The following is a 14,292-nucleotide window of genomic DNA, read 5'->3' on the forward strand; positions in this document are numbered from 1 at the left end:
TTTGTTGAATTACTGCTGATCTTCTTTCAAAACAATACGGAACGTCGTGCCTTTTCCCACTTCGGAACTGGCAATTTTCACGTCGCCTTTGTGATATTCGGAAACGACTCTTTTAGTTAACGACAAACCTAATCCCCAGCCCCGTTTTTTTGTGGAAAATCCCGGTTTAAAGGCATTCCTGATTTGTTGTTTGGTCATCCCGCTGCCGCTGTCGGTCACGTCTATATAGATATTTTTGTTCTTTTTGTAGAGTGCCAGTTCCAGTTTTCCCTCGCCTTTCATGGCATCCACCGCATTTTTCACCAGGTTTTCTATCACCCAACTCATCAGGATTCGGCTGTGTGGGACAAGCAAAGGTTCGTAAGTTTTCCTTAATGTAAAATCCACTTTCGTAGAGATTCTCTTCTTCAGGTAATCATAATTCTGCTGAACGGTTTCATTGATATTAAGATCATTAAGTTCCGGCACCGATCCAATTTTTGAGAATCTTTCGGAAATTGTTTTCAATCGGTTGACGTCCATTTCGAGTTCTTTGACGCCTAAACTGTTCTCATCTTCCAGTTTCATAATCTCGACCCAGCCAATCATTGATGACAACGGCGTCCCGATCTGATGCGCCGTTTCCTTAGCTAAGCCTGCCCATACAAAGCCTTCGTCGGTTTTCTTGAGCGTCCTGAGAAACCAAAACGAAAACAGTAAATAAGCACCAATGAACAAACCCAAGATGTAAGGATAATAGCGGAAATAATTGAGCAAATCCGAATTATCATAATAGATATATTGATTTTGCCCGGACGGCAATTCTACAACAAAAGGTTCATAAGAACTTTCCATTTTACGGATTAATTCTTTCAGTTTTAAAGAATTTTGCTCTATGTGAGGTGGGATATTGGCTAGGAAAACAGGGTTTTTATTTTTATCCGTCACCACAATTGGCAGGTTGGTATTATCCTGCATTACAGCCAGATACAACTCCTGAATCTTGGGATCTGCCGAGATATCGTCATCCGTATAGGCTTTGAGCGCTGTTGCAATCAGGTTAACTTTCTGAATTTCTTGCTTCCTCAACTGATTGATCATCAGAAAAGACGAAACCGAAATCCCAAAAACAATGGCGGTAAGGATCATATAAACCACCCAATTGTTAATCCGTTTCAGAAAATTAAATCCTTTCATTACTATAAAAACGGCAATTTATGAATTTATTGTAAAAAGAGATGACAGATAATAGACATTTAGATAATAGACTGCAAAATCAAAGATTAATGTTGATATTTGTGCTCTGTTAAAATTAAAATAATGATTAGCATTCAGAACAATAAACTAAAAGCAAACTTCCAGGAACTGGGCGCAGAATTGGTTTCACTTATTAACGTGGAGAGCGGCAAAGAAATCATGTGGAGCGGAAACCCGGATTTTTGGGGTGGCATAAGTCCTGTTCTCTTCCCTATCATCGGTGCGCTGAAGGATGAACACTATACTTATGAAAAGAAAACTTACGAATTACCGCGCCATGGTTTTGCAAGAAGGCGAACTTTTGACGTGAAGAAATCGTCTGAAAATGAAGTTATTTTTGAACTCAATGCTGACGAAGAATCTCTGAAAATCTATCCTTTCACCTTCCGCCTGCAAATTAAATATACTTTGATTGGCAATCAAATGACGGTCTCCTATACTGTGGAAAACCCGGCTGATAAAAACCTATATTTTTCCCTTGGCGCGCATCCCGGATTTGCCATCGACACCAAGGAAGGAATGCAATATAACGATTACGAAATTAACTTTTCTGACGATGACCAACTGGAAATCCATCCTCTGATCAACAACCTCATCAGCAATGAAACCAAAACGATTTGGCTTGAAAATAAATCATTGCCGTTGACTTATGAGTTGTTTTCCAAAGATGCATTGGTCATGACAAATATGAAAAGTAAAAGATTGATTTTGAGGAATGGTAAAAATAATGAAAAAGTGATTTTTTCGTTTTCCAACTTCCCTTATTTTGGGATTTGGGCGGCCAAAAATGCTGATTTTGTTTGCCTGGAACCTTGGCAGGGCATTGCCGACCTGGAAAATCACAATCAGGAACTGAAGGAGAAATTTGGTATCATTACATTAGAACCCAATACATCATGGAATGCTAATTGGTCTGTTGAAATTGAATAAACCAATCTTTTACAGAAATAATAATGCATTTGCTGGCATTACTTTCTTAAATTTGTTTTAAATAACTTGTATGGATATTTTAAAAATCACAGAAGAATATGTGAAAAACCTGCTGAAAGACAGGCTTTCTGCTGAGTTTGCTTACCATTGCCCAGAACATACCATTCAGGTGGTAGAAAAAATAAAAATCCTTACAAAAGAAGAACACACGTCGCCCGAAGATACAGAAAACCTGCTTCTAGCCGGTTGGTTTCATGATGTTGGTTATACCGCAGATGCAGAAAACCACGAAGAAGAAAGCAAAAAAATAGCGGAACAGTTTCTCCGCGAGCATCAGCTAGACGAAACACGGATTCAAAAAATCGGAACGCTGATTCTTGCCACCGACAAGTTTTATAGACCGAAAAATCATTTGGAAGAGATTATAAAAGATGCAGACCTTTACCATCTAGCTTCAGACGATTATGCGGCTACCTGCGAAAACCTGAGACAGGAAATCAAAGATGTGCATCATCAGAAATTCGGGAAATTGCAATGGGCAGAGCTGAACGTGGCTTTCTTTGCAAAACACCAGTTTTATACCACTTTTGCCAAACAAAACTGGCAACCTAAAAAAGAGCAAAACCTAGAAAAAATCCTGGATAAAATCAAAAAACTAAAACAGGAGAAAAAGGAAAAAGACAACCTAGAGAAAGATAAAGCCCTGCTCAACAAGAAAAAGCTGGAAAAAATGGAAACGCCCGAGCGCGGCATAGAAACCATGTTCCGTGTAACGTTGAGCAACCACACCAAGCTGAGCCAGATTGCGGACAGCAAGGCCAACATCCTGCTATCGGTTAATTCCATCATCATCTCGGTGGCGTTGTCAACGCTGGTTCCCAAACTTGATGCGCCAAGCAATTCGCACCTCATCATTCCCACATTTATTATGATTATGTTCAGTGTGGTTTGCATCATCCTGTCGATCATGTCAACACGCCCAAAAGTGTCCGGCGGAACATTCACAAGGAAAGAAATTGATGAAAGAAAGGTCAATCTCCTTTTCTTTGGAAACTTTTACAAAATGCCCGTTGACGAATATGTCTGGGCGATGAAGGAAATGATGAACGACCGGAAATACCTATACGATGCTATGATAAAAGACCTCTATTATCTGGGCGTTGTCCTCAACCGAAAGTATAAAATTTTAAGAGTTACCTATACGGTTTTCACCATTGGGATTCTGATTTCGGTGATTGCATTTGTGATTGCTTTCCGGAATGTAACCGTTTAGTTTCCCATTTCATTTTAATTAAATCCAAAACAATGACATTATCTGTTAAAAATATTTCGTTAATCGCAGTTGTATCGTTATGCTCTTGTACTGCCCAAAATAATTCACAGAATAAAGCCGACCAGAACAGCGCACTTATCGTAGACGGTAAACTGTTCACTTCATTTTTTCAGCAAAAAGCTGCGGAATATAAAGCGTTGTGTTTTCAGGCTTATAACATTGCCACCAGACAATTGAGCGAAAATCTCAGTAAAACTGACAACCAGCGGCCCAAAGCTATCATCACAGATATTGATGAAACCGTTCTTGACAATTCGCCTTACGCCGTTCATCAGGCATTATTGGGCAAAGATTACGAATCCGAATCCTGGCGGGAATGGACCAGCCGCGCCGAAGCCGACACCATTGCCGGCGCGCCCAGTTTTTTTAAGTATGCGGCAGCCCACAAAGTTGAAGTTTTCTATGTATCCAACCGCGCCGAAAGCGAAAGAAAAGGCACCCTCAAGAATCTTCAAAAATTTGGTTTACCTTATGCCGATGATGCACATCTCATCCTGAGAACCTCTGCATCCAGCAAAGAGGAAAGAAGGCAAAAATTAGAAGCTTCACATGATGTTGTAATGCTGATTGGCGATAATCTGGCAGATTTTAGCAGTTTATTTGACCATAAAACCGAATCTGAAAGAACAGCCAACACGCAAAAATCGGCGAATGAATTTGGAAAAAAATTCATTGTTCTGCCAAACGCCAATTACGGTGATTGGGAAGGTGCATTTTACCAATACAATTACAAATTATCGCCAAAAGAAAAAGAAGCGGCTATCAAAAAGGCACTTAAAAATTATTGATTCTTCCCAAAAGAGGCTTATCAAAGTGTTTCTTGAAAATCATAATTAACCTCGCCGGCATCATAATTAACCGCAACACGCAGCGCCCGAAGACCGTTGATTCCCTGTAAATCTTCTACTTCCAGTTCTTCTAAATCGGAGAGGATATTCTGATCCTGAAGGATTTTGATCAGTTTAAGATATTCGGTTCGCTCGGCATCCTGAGAATAGATAATACTGATTTTCCCAGGTTGTGTAATGCGCTCGCCAGAATCCTTAACCGTGGATTTATCAATACGTTTTTTTATCATTTCGTAACGGGCATTGTAGCTGCCGTCCACATCAAAACGTTTTTCATCCATCCTGAATCTGATGCTTATAGGTGTACTGTAAACCAAAATAAGCGATGAAACCTCCAAGGGATATTCCAGCGTTTTCTTAAACTTTTTATAATGGATTTCTGATTCCGAAAGTACACGCAATTGCCATAACCTCAGGTTTTTTAAAAACACGGGATCGTAACTTAAATCCGGATCGATAGAGGCACCAATATACATATTATGCTCCACGCCATCGGTCTTAAAACGCTCATAATAAAACGGAAAACGGTGCTGCTGTTCCTCCTGTCTTTTGTCAAGAATATCGGCTAACATCTTATTAATAGCGGCAAGGCTTTCGTCAAATTTTTTACGGAAGTTGTATACCAATCCGGTTTTAGCATCCAGCAATTTATGGTACTCTGTTACCACATAATTAGAATTGATATTCTTTAATTTTAACGAGTCCAACAACGGATGTACTTCATTCTGAATAAAATGCTGCACTTGGCTCTCGGTATCGGCTTTCAGATCATGTTTCAAGAACCCCTGAAGGTTTATAAGCCGCCTGTTAATTACCGAAAGATCATGATCATCTTTCAACTTTGCTAAGACATCGGCAATCAGCATCAGGTTAAGTTCAAGGTCTTTTTTAATTGCCTGATTTCTTGAAACCGAAGAATTGCGCACATCAGTTTGCCCAAAAAGTGGTGTCAGGTTCTGGAACGTGATATTTTTGTACGGCAGGTCAAATTCTTCCTTATAAAAACCAATATGCCGCTCTGCCTCCTGACGGAACTTCCAGTAAACACTTGGGTGGATCGATGTATATTCCCGTTGAATAATGGCCTGAATCCGCGTCTCTATGCCATCATACAGGCGATCCATCGTATCCTCCAGATAAGGCATAACTACCTCCATTTTATTGGCGATAATGCTGTTGAGCATTTTCTTTTTGGATACGAGTTCTATAATCCCGAGGACTTTTTTGTTCTTGATAATCGGCGCAAAAATGGCACTTTTGATTCCCGATTCGTAAAACTGCTGTGCCAGCTGACTGTCTGGGAACTCGTGGTAAGTCCTGTCCACATCAGAAATGCTAAAATATTTCCGTGACTCCACCATTGCATTGAAGTTTTTCTCACAAAGCAACTCATTCCTGAAGTTTTTCGGGATCCCAGAGAGGATAAAACTCTCTATAACACCGTTGATGGGATGGCGCACAAATTTATTTTCCTCAGGATCGATGGCTGTATAACCCAGTTCAAGATCGGGAACCTGAAAAATAGACCTAAAAATCTTGGTCAGTTCTGGTTTCAGGTTTTCATCATCTTCGATATTAATCAGTTTGCTTTTAAGATTAGAAATGGCAATTTCTGTAGTGGCATCAAAAAAACTGATCACCGCAAAACCTTTCAGTTCCCAGCTTTTTGGCGGGAACTTCTCTTTCCATAATTCGTAATCTTCAAAATTATCCAGCAATTCAGAAACTTCTTCATCGCTCAGTTTTTTGTAGTCGCCCACTGGCTTTATTTCTATAAAATCGATGTTATTCAAGAAACGGTAATGGTTGACAATGCCTTCTTCATTAGGAATATCAAATATAAAAGGCAGCGCAAAATTGAGCGGGACATCGTAAAAATTCTTGAGGATAATGCAGCAACTCATCACATAAAACCGGTGCGGATCCAGCCCTTTTATAAAGAGGTCAAAATCGCTTCCGGCATTTTTAAGGATCTTTTTAAAGCGTTCTGTAGGATTAAAAAAGAAATTATAAAAAGGGAAACCAATGGCCTTAATCTCATTATCCGTAAGCATTGGCGGAAAAAGATCACTCAAAATTTCCTTCATCAGCTCCTCATTTTTTTCAAAAAAATCAAGTTTTTTGATACCTTGGGTCAATTCGGGTATATGTTTAGCTTTTTCAAGAATGCTTTGGTGGGAAAGTGCATAATCGTGATTTTCAGAAGCGCGCACTTCCATCTTATGAATCAGCTTTTCAAAGGAAAAATTGAGAAAAAAAGGGCTTTCGTAAAAGGCTTGGAATTCCATAGGGGTAAAAATCAATGCAAATGTAAAAATTATCGGATTATAAATAAAGTCGATCAATAGCCGAAAATACTTTAAATTATTAGGACTCCATTTTCATGTTGCGCTCCCACTGTATCTATCTTAGGTTCTCAACGGTTCGCTAAACCCGAGGGCGCTTCTCTGGATAGAAATTATCACTTCACCTCAAAGCTATCATAAATGGCGTAACTTACAGATTATCTCCTTAAAACCTTATCTTTGCAAAAAATCCCATTTACGTTGAGAGATATCCGCACCCTTTCCCTAGATCAGCTCAAAGATTACTTCAGCACCATTGGCGACAAGCCTTTCCGTGCCAAGCAGGTCTATGACTGGCTATGGAGCAAAAATCTGCATTCTTTCGATGAGATGACCAATCTTTCCAAAACCCTTCGCGATCATCTTTCCAACGATTTTTTCATCAATCCGATTGCCGTGGATTTACTACAAAAATCAACGGACGGAACTATTAAAAACGGAGTTAAACTTCACGACGGCCTGATGGTAGAATCGGTTTTGATTCCCACCGAATCCCGAAGTACAGCCTGCGTTTCTTCCCAGGTTGGATGTTCTTTAAACTGCGAATTCTGCGCGACAGCCAAGCTGAAAAGAATGCGAAACCTGGAGGTGGCAGAGATAGTGGACCAAGTCGCTTTAATCGACCGCCAAAGTAAGGAATATTTTGACAGGCCGCTGACCAACATCGTTTTTATGGGAATGGGCGAACCGATGATGAATTACAAAAACGTCGTGGAAGCCATTCACAAAATCACAAAACCGGACGGTCTGGGAATGTCCCCAAGACGGATTACGGTTTCTACATCCGGGATACCCAAGATGATAAAAATGCTGGCAGATGAGGATCTGAAAGTAAAACTGGCACTCTCCCTCCACTCCGCCATCGAGCATAAACGCAACGACATAATGCCTTTTTCTGAGAAATTTCCACTAACTGACATTATGGATTCGCTTCAATATTGGTATCAGAAAACAGGCTCTCCTATCACTTTTGAATATTGCGTCTGGAAAGGTATCAACGACGGAGATGAAGACATCAAAGCTTTGATCAAATATTGCCGGCAGGTCCCAAGTAAAGTCAATTTGATCCAATACAACCCGATTGGCGAAGGAAAATTTGATCACAGAAGTATTGCTGCTGAGGAAAAATATGTCCGAGAACTGGAGAAAGCAGGCATCACGATTGTGGTAAGAAAAAGCCGCGGAAGTGATATTGATGCGGCGTGTGGACAGTTAGCCAACAAAACAACTGATTAAAAATCAATTAATTAACAATTAATCAATCTTAAACCTGAGAATAGATTGTATCTTTGATAAAGAAAAAATTGTGTACGGTAATAATACTTTATCTGTATCTTTTAAACTACAAATTAAGACATGGAATTCATTTTTGGTGAAAACGCATTAGAGAGCGTGTACGTCTGGGCTGTTCCGCTGCATGCAACGGTAATCCTTGCAGAGATGATCTACAGCCACATTATGGAGGCAAAACTCTACAGCAGAAAAGATCTTTTTACAAACATTTACCTGGCTCTTATGAATTTTGGACTGGATCTTCTGATGAAGGTGTTTGCAATGGCGGTGATGTTTTTCTTTTACCAATACCGTATTTTTGATTTCAACCTCAACACCTGGTATTATTGGCTGTTGTGCTTTTTAGCCACCGATTTGGCCTATTATTTCCATCACTTGGTAGACCACAAATCAAGGGCGTTTTGGGCGGTTCATATTACCCATCACAATTCCGAATATTTTAATCTCACCACAGGATTCCGCAGCCCGGTTTTCCAACCTCTTTACCGATACCTGTTTTTCTCACCCCTGGCGTTATTAGGCTTTAATCCTTGGACTGTAATGGTATGTTATGCAGTGGGTCAAGTTTACGGCACCTGGGTTCATACACAGACAATTAAGAAAATGGGATTTCTGGAATATATCCTGGTAACACCTTCTCATCACAGAGTTCATCATGGCTGTAATATCAAATATTTGGACCGCAATATGGGGATGGTTTTTATTTTTTGGGATAAAATGTTTGGAACTTTTGAACCCGAAGATCCCAATGTCCCTGTTAAATTTGGAATATACCCAAAAATGCCGGATGATGGCCCACTTACAACACTGCTCTACGAATGGCGGAAAATATGGAAAGATCTGAAGCAGCCGAACCTGAGCATCAGCGACAGATTCAATTATCTTTTTAATTCGCCGGGATGGCGCCATGACGGGACCGGAAAAACCGTTAAGCAATACCAAAAAGAATACTGGGAAAGGAAGAAAAGAAAAGACGAAATCCAACAGAAAAAAGCAGTTTAAAATTTGAGATAAAGATGAAGAAAGCTCTTTTACTGATTGTAGGGATGATCTCCTTTTTGGGGTATGCCCAAAAAACACAAAAACTTAATCTCAAAAAATACCATATTGCTGTTCTAAGCGATTCTTTGAGGGAAAGTTCTGGGTTGACAACTTTCAATGGTCGACTGTTCTCTTTTAATGATAGCGGCAATACCAGTGAAATTTTCGAAATCAAACCCGGCAGTTCACACATCGAAAAAACCTTTCCAACAGGACTGACCAACATTGATTGGGAAGCGATGACTAATGACGGAAAGGATTTTTACATTGGCGAATTTGGGAACAACCTGGGAACAAGAAAAGATTTAAAGATTTATCAGATCCCTTTTCGGAATAATATATTGATAACCGATTCTATCAAGACGATTCCGTTTTTTTATCCCGAACAAACCGATTTTACACCCAAAAACATCAATAATAACTTTGATGCAGAAGCAATGATTTTCCTGGACGGGAATATTCATCTTTTCACCAAAGAATGGATAACCAACACTGTTTCCCACTACCAAATCGATAAAAACCAGACAGAAAACCAACCGGCGCAAAAGCTGGAAAGCTACAATACCGGGTTTGTGGTAACAGATGCGTCTGTCTATGAAAATAAGCTATATGTAGTGGGATACACCAAAAAAGCAATGGTTTACCTGATGATTTTTGATAAAGATGATACAGGGAATCTGTTCTTCACCAAACCGGCTAAAAAATATTTTTTGGGACGAGCTTACAACATCGGGCAAATCGAAGGTATTAGCGCCACCGAAAAAGGTTTGTATATCTCTGGAGAACGCTTCTCTATCAAAATCAAAAAAGTGCCGCAAAGTCTTTATTTTATACCATTTAAAGATTTAGAATAATTATATTTGTAGAATAATAAAGTCTGCAAGTCAGAAAACGATTGGTTCGTTTAACATGTCGGAATCTGATATTAGCGACAGACTTTTTGGGTGAATCGATAGACCAACCGTCAACATAGCCCCGATTGTAGTGGAAATCCTTTTTTAGCTTCGGAACAAGCTTGGCTAAAAAGATTGCAACGGAAAGCGGGTGAAAAAGTGAACAGATTGTCTAATCGACTTGCTCCAAAAATCATCAATCTATAAACGTAAAACGTGGCAAATACAGTAGAACTTATCAAAGCACCGATTTCTGACGAAATGAAACTTTTTGAACAGAAGTTTTATGAATCGATGAAAAGTAATGTGCCGCTGCTGGATAAAGTTACCCGTTTTATTGTAACGACCAAGGGCAAGCAGATGCGCCCGATGTTTGTTTTCCTATGCGCCAAACTGGTGGGTGATGTGAACGAAAAAACCTTCCGCGGTGCAAGTATGATTGAGCTGATCCACACGGCGACCTTGGTTCACGATGATGTGGTGGATGAGAGTTTCAAACGCCGGAATTTTTTCTCGATTAACGCCCTTTGGAAAAACAAAATTGCTGTTTTGGTGGGCGATTACCTGCTATCCAAATCGGTTTTGCTTTCTACAGACAACAAAGATTTTGACTTGCTTTCTGTGATTGCAAGAACCATCCGCGAGATGTCTGAAGGCGAATTGCTGCAATTGGAAAAAGCCAGAAAACTGGACATTACAGAGGATGTTTATTACGAAATTATCCGACAAAAAACCGCAACGCTGATTGCCGCCTGTTGCGAAGTGGGCGTGTTGTCCAACGGTGTGGATGAGACTATGGCAAAAAAAATGCAGCAGTTTGGGACTTATACGGGAATGGCATTCCAGATCAAAGATGACCTTTTTGATTATCAAACAAGTAATATCATTGGGAAACCTGTGGGCATCGACATTAAGGAACAAAAAATGACTTTGCCTTTGATTTACACTCTGAAAAATGCAAGCCCTGAGCATTACAAAAAATATTTTGCCACCATCAAGCGTTACAACAACGATTCTAAAAAAGTGCGCGAACTGGTAGAATTTGTAAAATCTTCTGGCGGGATGGATTATGCCATCGGCGTGATGAAAGAGTATCAGCAAAAAGCACTTGACATCCTTAAAGAATTCCCAGATAACGAAGCCAAAGAAGCCCTGAAAAGGATGCTGAATTACGTGATTGAGCGTAAGCTTTAAAAATAATTTTTAGAAAGGTACCCTTTCAGCGTTTAAAACTCAGAGAGGGTTTTTTAATTTTATTCCGTAATTTTGGGATATGAATAATTCTCCTCTTGCCGAAATTTTGCGTCCAAAAACGCTGGATGATGTGCTGGGTCAGGAACATTTGACCGATAAAAACGGTACCATCCGGAAAATGCTGGAAAACGACACTATCAACTCCTTGATTTTCTGGGGACCGCCGGGAACAGGAAAAACAACGCTGGCAGAGATTATTTCGGAAAAATCAGGAAGGAAATTTTATAAACTTTCCGCCGTTTCTTCTGGCGTTAAGGACGTTCGCGACGTGATTGAAGAAGCAAAAAAGCAAAACCTTTTTTCCGGGAAAAGCCCGATTCTGTTTATCGATGAAATCCATCGGTTTAATAAATCCCAGCAGGATTCTTTGCTGCACGCTGTGGAAAAAGGCTGGATTGTTCTGATTGGTGCCACTACGGAAAACCCAAGTTTCGAAGTGGTCTCTGCCCTACTCTCCCGTTCGCAGGTTTATATCCTCAAAGCTTTGTCTTTTGAAAAACTGGAAGAACTGGCAGACATTTCTGTGGCAAAGTACAACGAAATTAACCATACCAAATTTTATATCGAAGAAAAGCAAGCCTTCATCCAATATTCGGGAGGCGATGCCAGGAAACTCATCAACTCTGTAGAATTGGTTCTGAATCAATACAAATCTGCCAAAAAAAACAAAATCAACAACAAAGATGTCCTTGCCGTTTTGCAGGAAAACATGGCACTTTATGATAAAAACGGTGAGCAGCATTATGATATCATTTCGGCTTTTATCAAATCAATGCGAGGCTCGGATCCTAATGGTGCTGTTTACTGGCTTGCCAGGATGTTGGTGGGCGGAGAAGATATCAAATTTATTGCGCGGAGAATGTTGATCTTGGCAGCAGAAGATATTGGACTGGCTAATCCAAACGCTCTGGTAATGGCTAATAACTGTTTCCAGGCTGTGAATGTTATTGGAAACCCAGAAGCCCGGATTATCCTGAGTGAAACAGCCGTTTACCTGGCCGTTTCGCCCAAAAGCAATTCCAGCTACAATGCAATCAATGAGGCTATGGCCTTCGTAAAAAAGACTGGTGATTTGCCAGTTCCGCTTCATCTGAGAAATGCGCCAACCAAACTGATGAAAAACCTGGATTATGGAAAAGATTACCAATATGCCCATTCTTACGAAGGCAACTTTGTGGATTTGGAATTTCTACCGGACGAAATCAAAGGTACTTCTTTTTACAAACCCGGTCATAACGCTACCGAAAAAAAGATTGATGAACAGCTTAAAAATAAATGGAAAAACAAATATCAATAACCGCTTAAAAAGCTAAAAATTAAGCCTCGGGAAAGACGCAATTTCGAATTGGTTTTAATATATTTGCGAAACACACAATTATATGGATCACTTTGAAAGTTGGAAAGACTTGCTCAACCCCGAATTTTACATTAAACTAGGCGGTTTTTGGCTTATATTGTTTATTATTTTTGCAGAGACAGGTCTGTTTGTCGGCTTCTTTTTACCCGGCGACAGTTTGCTTTTCATCTCCGGAATCTACGCTGTAGACATCATCAATACCACATTTACTTCTACAGGTTCCGATTTTCTGGATACCACAATTCTGGCGACAGCCGTTGCACTGGCTGCTATCATCGGTAACGAAATCGGATATTGGTTTGGTTACAAAAGCGGACCCATGCTTTATGAGAAAAAAGATACTTTTCTTTTCAAGAAAAAATACCTTTTCAAAGCCCACGATTTTTTTGAAGATCACGGGACAGTAGCCGTTATCTTGGCGCGTTTCCTACCTGTGGTGAGAACCTTTGCGCCTATTGTAGCAGGTATTGTAAAAATGGATAAAAAGAAATTTTTCCTATACAATGTGATTGGCGCCGTTGCTTGGTCTTATACTTTAATTTATGCAGGCCATTATCTGGATAAACTATTTATGGACCAGTTTGGCATTGATCTAAAGAAAAAGCTGGAGTTGATTATCATTGTTATTGTACTGGTAACCACTTTGCCTATCGTTATCAAATTCTTTTTCACAAAAGATAAAGAAAGACCAACTCAGGAATAGTTTTTGCTGCTTTGGAACATAAGTTGAAACATCAATAACCGGACAATTATCCGGTTATTTTTATTTAATAATAACACCAATGAAAGTATTTGTAACACAAAAAATCCCACAACTGGGTCTCGACATCCTGAAAAACAATAACGTTGATTTCATCATTCCAGATAAAGAAAATCTGACTACAGAAGAATGGACAGACTATTGTAAAAAAGCCGACGCTATCCTAAATGTTGGCAAACACAGATATGATAAAACTTTTTTCGATAGTTTCCCTAATATCAAAGCCGTTGCACTTTACTCTGTAGGATATGATCAGGTGGACCTTGCAGAAGCTACAAAGAGGAAAATCCCGGTTGGAAACACACCGGAGGTTTTGAGCCGGGCTACCTCGGATATTGCATTCCTCCTCATGCAGATGGTTTCCAGAAAAGCGACTTACAATATAGAAAAAGTAAAAACCGGGCAATGGAAAAACTTTGATGCTCAAGAGCAGCTTGGTCAAGAACTGTATGGGAAAACTTTGGGTATTCTCGGCTTGGGGAGAATTGGCTACGAAATGGCTGAAAAATGCAAAGCGGCCTTTGGAATGTCTGTCATTTATCATAACCGAAACCGCAATCAAGAAGCAGAAAAAAATCTGGATGCCCAATACGTTAGTTTTGACGAATTGATCACCAAATCAGATGTAATAAGCATTCATGCCAATTATACAACAGAAGAGAAAAACATCTTTAACAAAAATACTTTTGACAGGATGAAACCTAATTCTATTCTCATCAATACGGCACGTGGCGGATTTTTAAATGAAGATGATCTTTACAACGCTTTGATCTCCAAGAAAATATGGGGAGCAGGCTTGGATGTTACGCATCCTGAGCCCATGAACAAAGACAATCCACTGCTGCAATTACCCAATGTATGCGTGTTGCCACACATAGGCTCTGCTACAGTAGAAGCCCGGGACGGAATGGCCAGATTGTCTGCAGAAAACATCGTGGCTTTTTCGAAAGGTCTTCAAATGCCGAATTGTGTAAATCCTGAAGTTTATGATAATAATTAATT

Annotated in this window: 12 protein-coding genes; 10 read left to right on the forward strand and 2 right to left on the reverse strand. The window is 39.8% G+C overall.

Annotation, left to right across the window (positions count from 1 at the left end; genetic code table 11):
- Positions 1-9: 9 nt before the first annotated feature.
- Positions 10-1,176 (reverse strand): sensor histidine kinase, encoded by a 1,167-nt coding sequence (locus tag AC00Y6_RS08870; protein WP_474490259.1) that lies wholly within the window; start codon positions 1,174-1,176, stop codon positions 10-12.
- A gap of 123 nt (positions 1,177-1,299) precedes the next feature.
- Between AC00Y6_RS08870 and AC00Y6_RS08875 the strand changes: the two genes are divergently transcribed.
- The 3 genes from AC00Y6_RS08875 to AC00Y6_RS08885 all read left to right on the forward strand — a co-directional run bounded on the left by AC00Y6_RS08875 (position 1,300) and on the right by AC00Y6_RS08885 (position 4,287).
- Complete coding sequence (locus AC00Y6_RS08875) at positions 1,300-2,166, forward strand: aldose 1-epimerase family protein (protein ID WP_474490260.1); 867 nt, start codon at positions 1,300-1,302, stop codon at positions 2,164-2,166.
- A 70-nt stretch (positions 2,167-2,236) separates the two neighbouring features.
- The gene (locus tag AC00Y6_RS08880; protein WP_474490261.1) at positions 2,237-3,439 is read left to right on the forward strand and encodes a Pycsar system effector family protein; all 1,203 of its coding nucleotides are present in this window, start codon (positions 2,237-2,239) and stop codon (positions 3,437-3,439) included.
- 32 nt (positions 3,440-3,471) lie between these two features.
- Positions 3,472-4,287, forward strand: coding sequence for a 5'-nucleotidase, lipoprotein e(P4) family (locus AC00Y6_RS08885; RefSeq protein ID WP_474490262.1), 816 nt, complete (start codon positions 3,472-3,474; stop codon positions 4,285-4,287).
- Positions 4,288-4,307: 20 nt separating this feature from the next.
- Here AC00Y6_RS08885 and AC00Y6_RS08890 read toward each other — a convergent pair whose 3' ends face one another.
- Positions 4,308-6,635: a GAF domain-containing protein gene (locus tag AC00Y6_RS08890; protein WP_474490263.1), complete on the reverse strand. Its 2,328-nt coding sequence runs from the start codon at positions 6,633-6,635 to the stop codon at positions 4,308-4,310.
- A 258-nt stretch (positions 6,636-6,893) separates the two neighbouring features.
- Here AC00Y6_RS08890 and rlmN point away from each other — a divergent pair, with 258 nt between their 5' ends.
- From rlmN to AC00Y6_RS08925, 7 genes are all read left to right on the forward strand, one after another.
- Positions 6,894-7,928, forward strand: coding sequence for a dual-specificity RNA methyltransferase RlmN (gene rlmN, locus AC00Y6_RS08895; protein ID WP_474490319.1), 1,035 nt, complete (start codon positions 6,894-6,896; stop codon positions 7,926-7,928).
- Positions 7,929-8,048: 120 nt separating this feature from the next.
- Positions 8,049-8,987, forward strand: a complete 939-nt coding sequence (locus tag AC00Y6_RS08900; RefSeq protein ID WP_474490264.1) for a sterol desaturase family protein — start codon at positions 8,049-8,051, stop codon at positions 8,985-8,987.
- 14 nt (positions 8,988-9,001) lie between these two features.
- Complete coding sequence (locus tag AC00Y6_RS08905; RefSeq protein ID WP_474490265.1) at positions 9,002-9,880, forward strand: hypothetical protein; 879 nt, start codon at positions 9,002-9,004, stop codon at positions 9,878-9,880.
- 255 nt (positions 9,881-10,135) lie between these two features.
- A complete protein-coding gene (locus AC00Y6_RS08910) occupies positions 10,136-11,113 on the forward strand; it encodes a polyprenyl synthetase family protein (protein ID WP_474490266.1) in 978 nt (325 codons plus the stop codon).
- A gap of 79 nt (positions 11,114-11,192) precedes the next feature.
- Positions 11,193-12,470 (forward strand): replication-associated recombination protein A, encoded by a 1,278-nt coding sequence (locus tag AC00Y6_RS08915; RefSeq protein WP_474490267.1) that lies wholly within the window; start codon positions 11,193-11,195, stop codon positions 12,468-12,470.
- An 82-nt stretch (positions 12,471-12,552) separates the two neighbouring features.
- Positions 12,553-13,233, forward strand: coding sequence for a DedA family protein (locus AC00Y6_RS08920; protein ID WP_474490268.1), 681 nt, complete (start codon positions 12,553-12,555; stop codon positions 13,231-13,233).
- A gap of 79 nt (positions 13,234-13,312) precedes the next feature.
- On the forward strand, positions 13,313-14,290 hold the full coding sequence (locus AC00Y6_RS08925) for a 2-hydroxyacid dehydrogenase (protein WP_474490269.1): 978 nt from the start codon (positions 13,313-13,315) through the stop codon (positions 14,288-14,290).
- Positions 14,291-14,292: the final 2 nt, after the last annotated feature.

This window comes from Epilithonimonas sp., from assembly GCF_056329745.1.

Bases quoted from the DNA above. Each gene is read 5' to 3' on its own strand.
- AC00Y6_RS08880 (WP_474490261.1), top strand. From the start codon at position 2,237: ATGGATATTTTAAAAATCACAGAAGAATATGTGAAAAACCTGCTGAAA.
- AC00Y6_RS08920 (WP_474490268.1), top strand. From the start codon at position 12,553: ATGGATCACTTTGAAAGTTGGAAAGACTTGCTCAACCCCGAATTTTAC.
- AC00Y6_RS08870 (WP_474490259.1), bottom strand. From the start codon at position 1,176: ATGAAAGGATTTAATTTTCTGAAACGGATTAACAATTGGGTGGTTTAT.
- AC00Y6_RS08875 (WP_474490260.1), top strand. From the start codon at position 1,300: ATGATTAGCATTCAGAACAATAAACTAAAAGCAAACTTCCAGGAACTG.
- AC00Y6_RS08885 (WP_474490262.1), top strand. From the start codon at position 3,472: ATGACATTATCTGTTAAAAATATTTCGTTAATCGCAGTTGTATCGTTA.
- AC00Y6_RS08890 (WP_474490263.1), bottom strand. From the start codon at position 6,635: ATGGAATTCCAAGCCTTTTACGAAAGCCCTTTTTTTCTCAATTTTTCC.
- AC00Y6_RS08900 (WP_474490264.1), top strand. From the start codon at position 8,049: ATGGAATTCATTTTTGGTGAAAACGCATTAGAGAGCGTGTACGTCTGG.
- AC00Y6_RS08905 (WP_474490265.1), top strand. From the start codon at position 9,002: ATGAAGAAAGCTCTTTTACTGATTGTAGGGATGATCTCCTTTTTGGGG.
- AC00Y6_RS08925 (WP_474490269.1), top strand. From the start codon at position 13,313: ATGAAAGTATTTGTAACACAAAAAATCCCACAACTGGGTCTCGACATC.
- AC00Y6_RS08915 (WP_474490267.1), top strand. From the start codon at position 11,193: ATGAATAATTCTCCTCTTGCCGAAATTTTGCGTCCAAAAACGCTGGAT.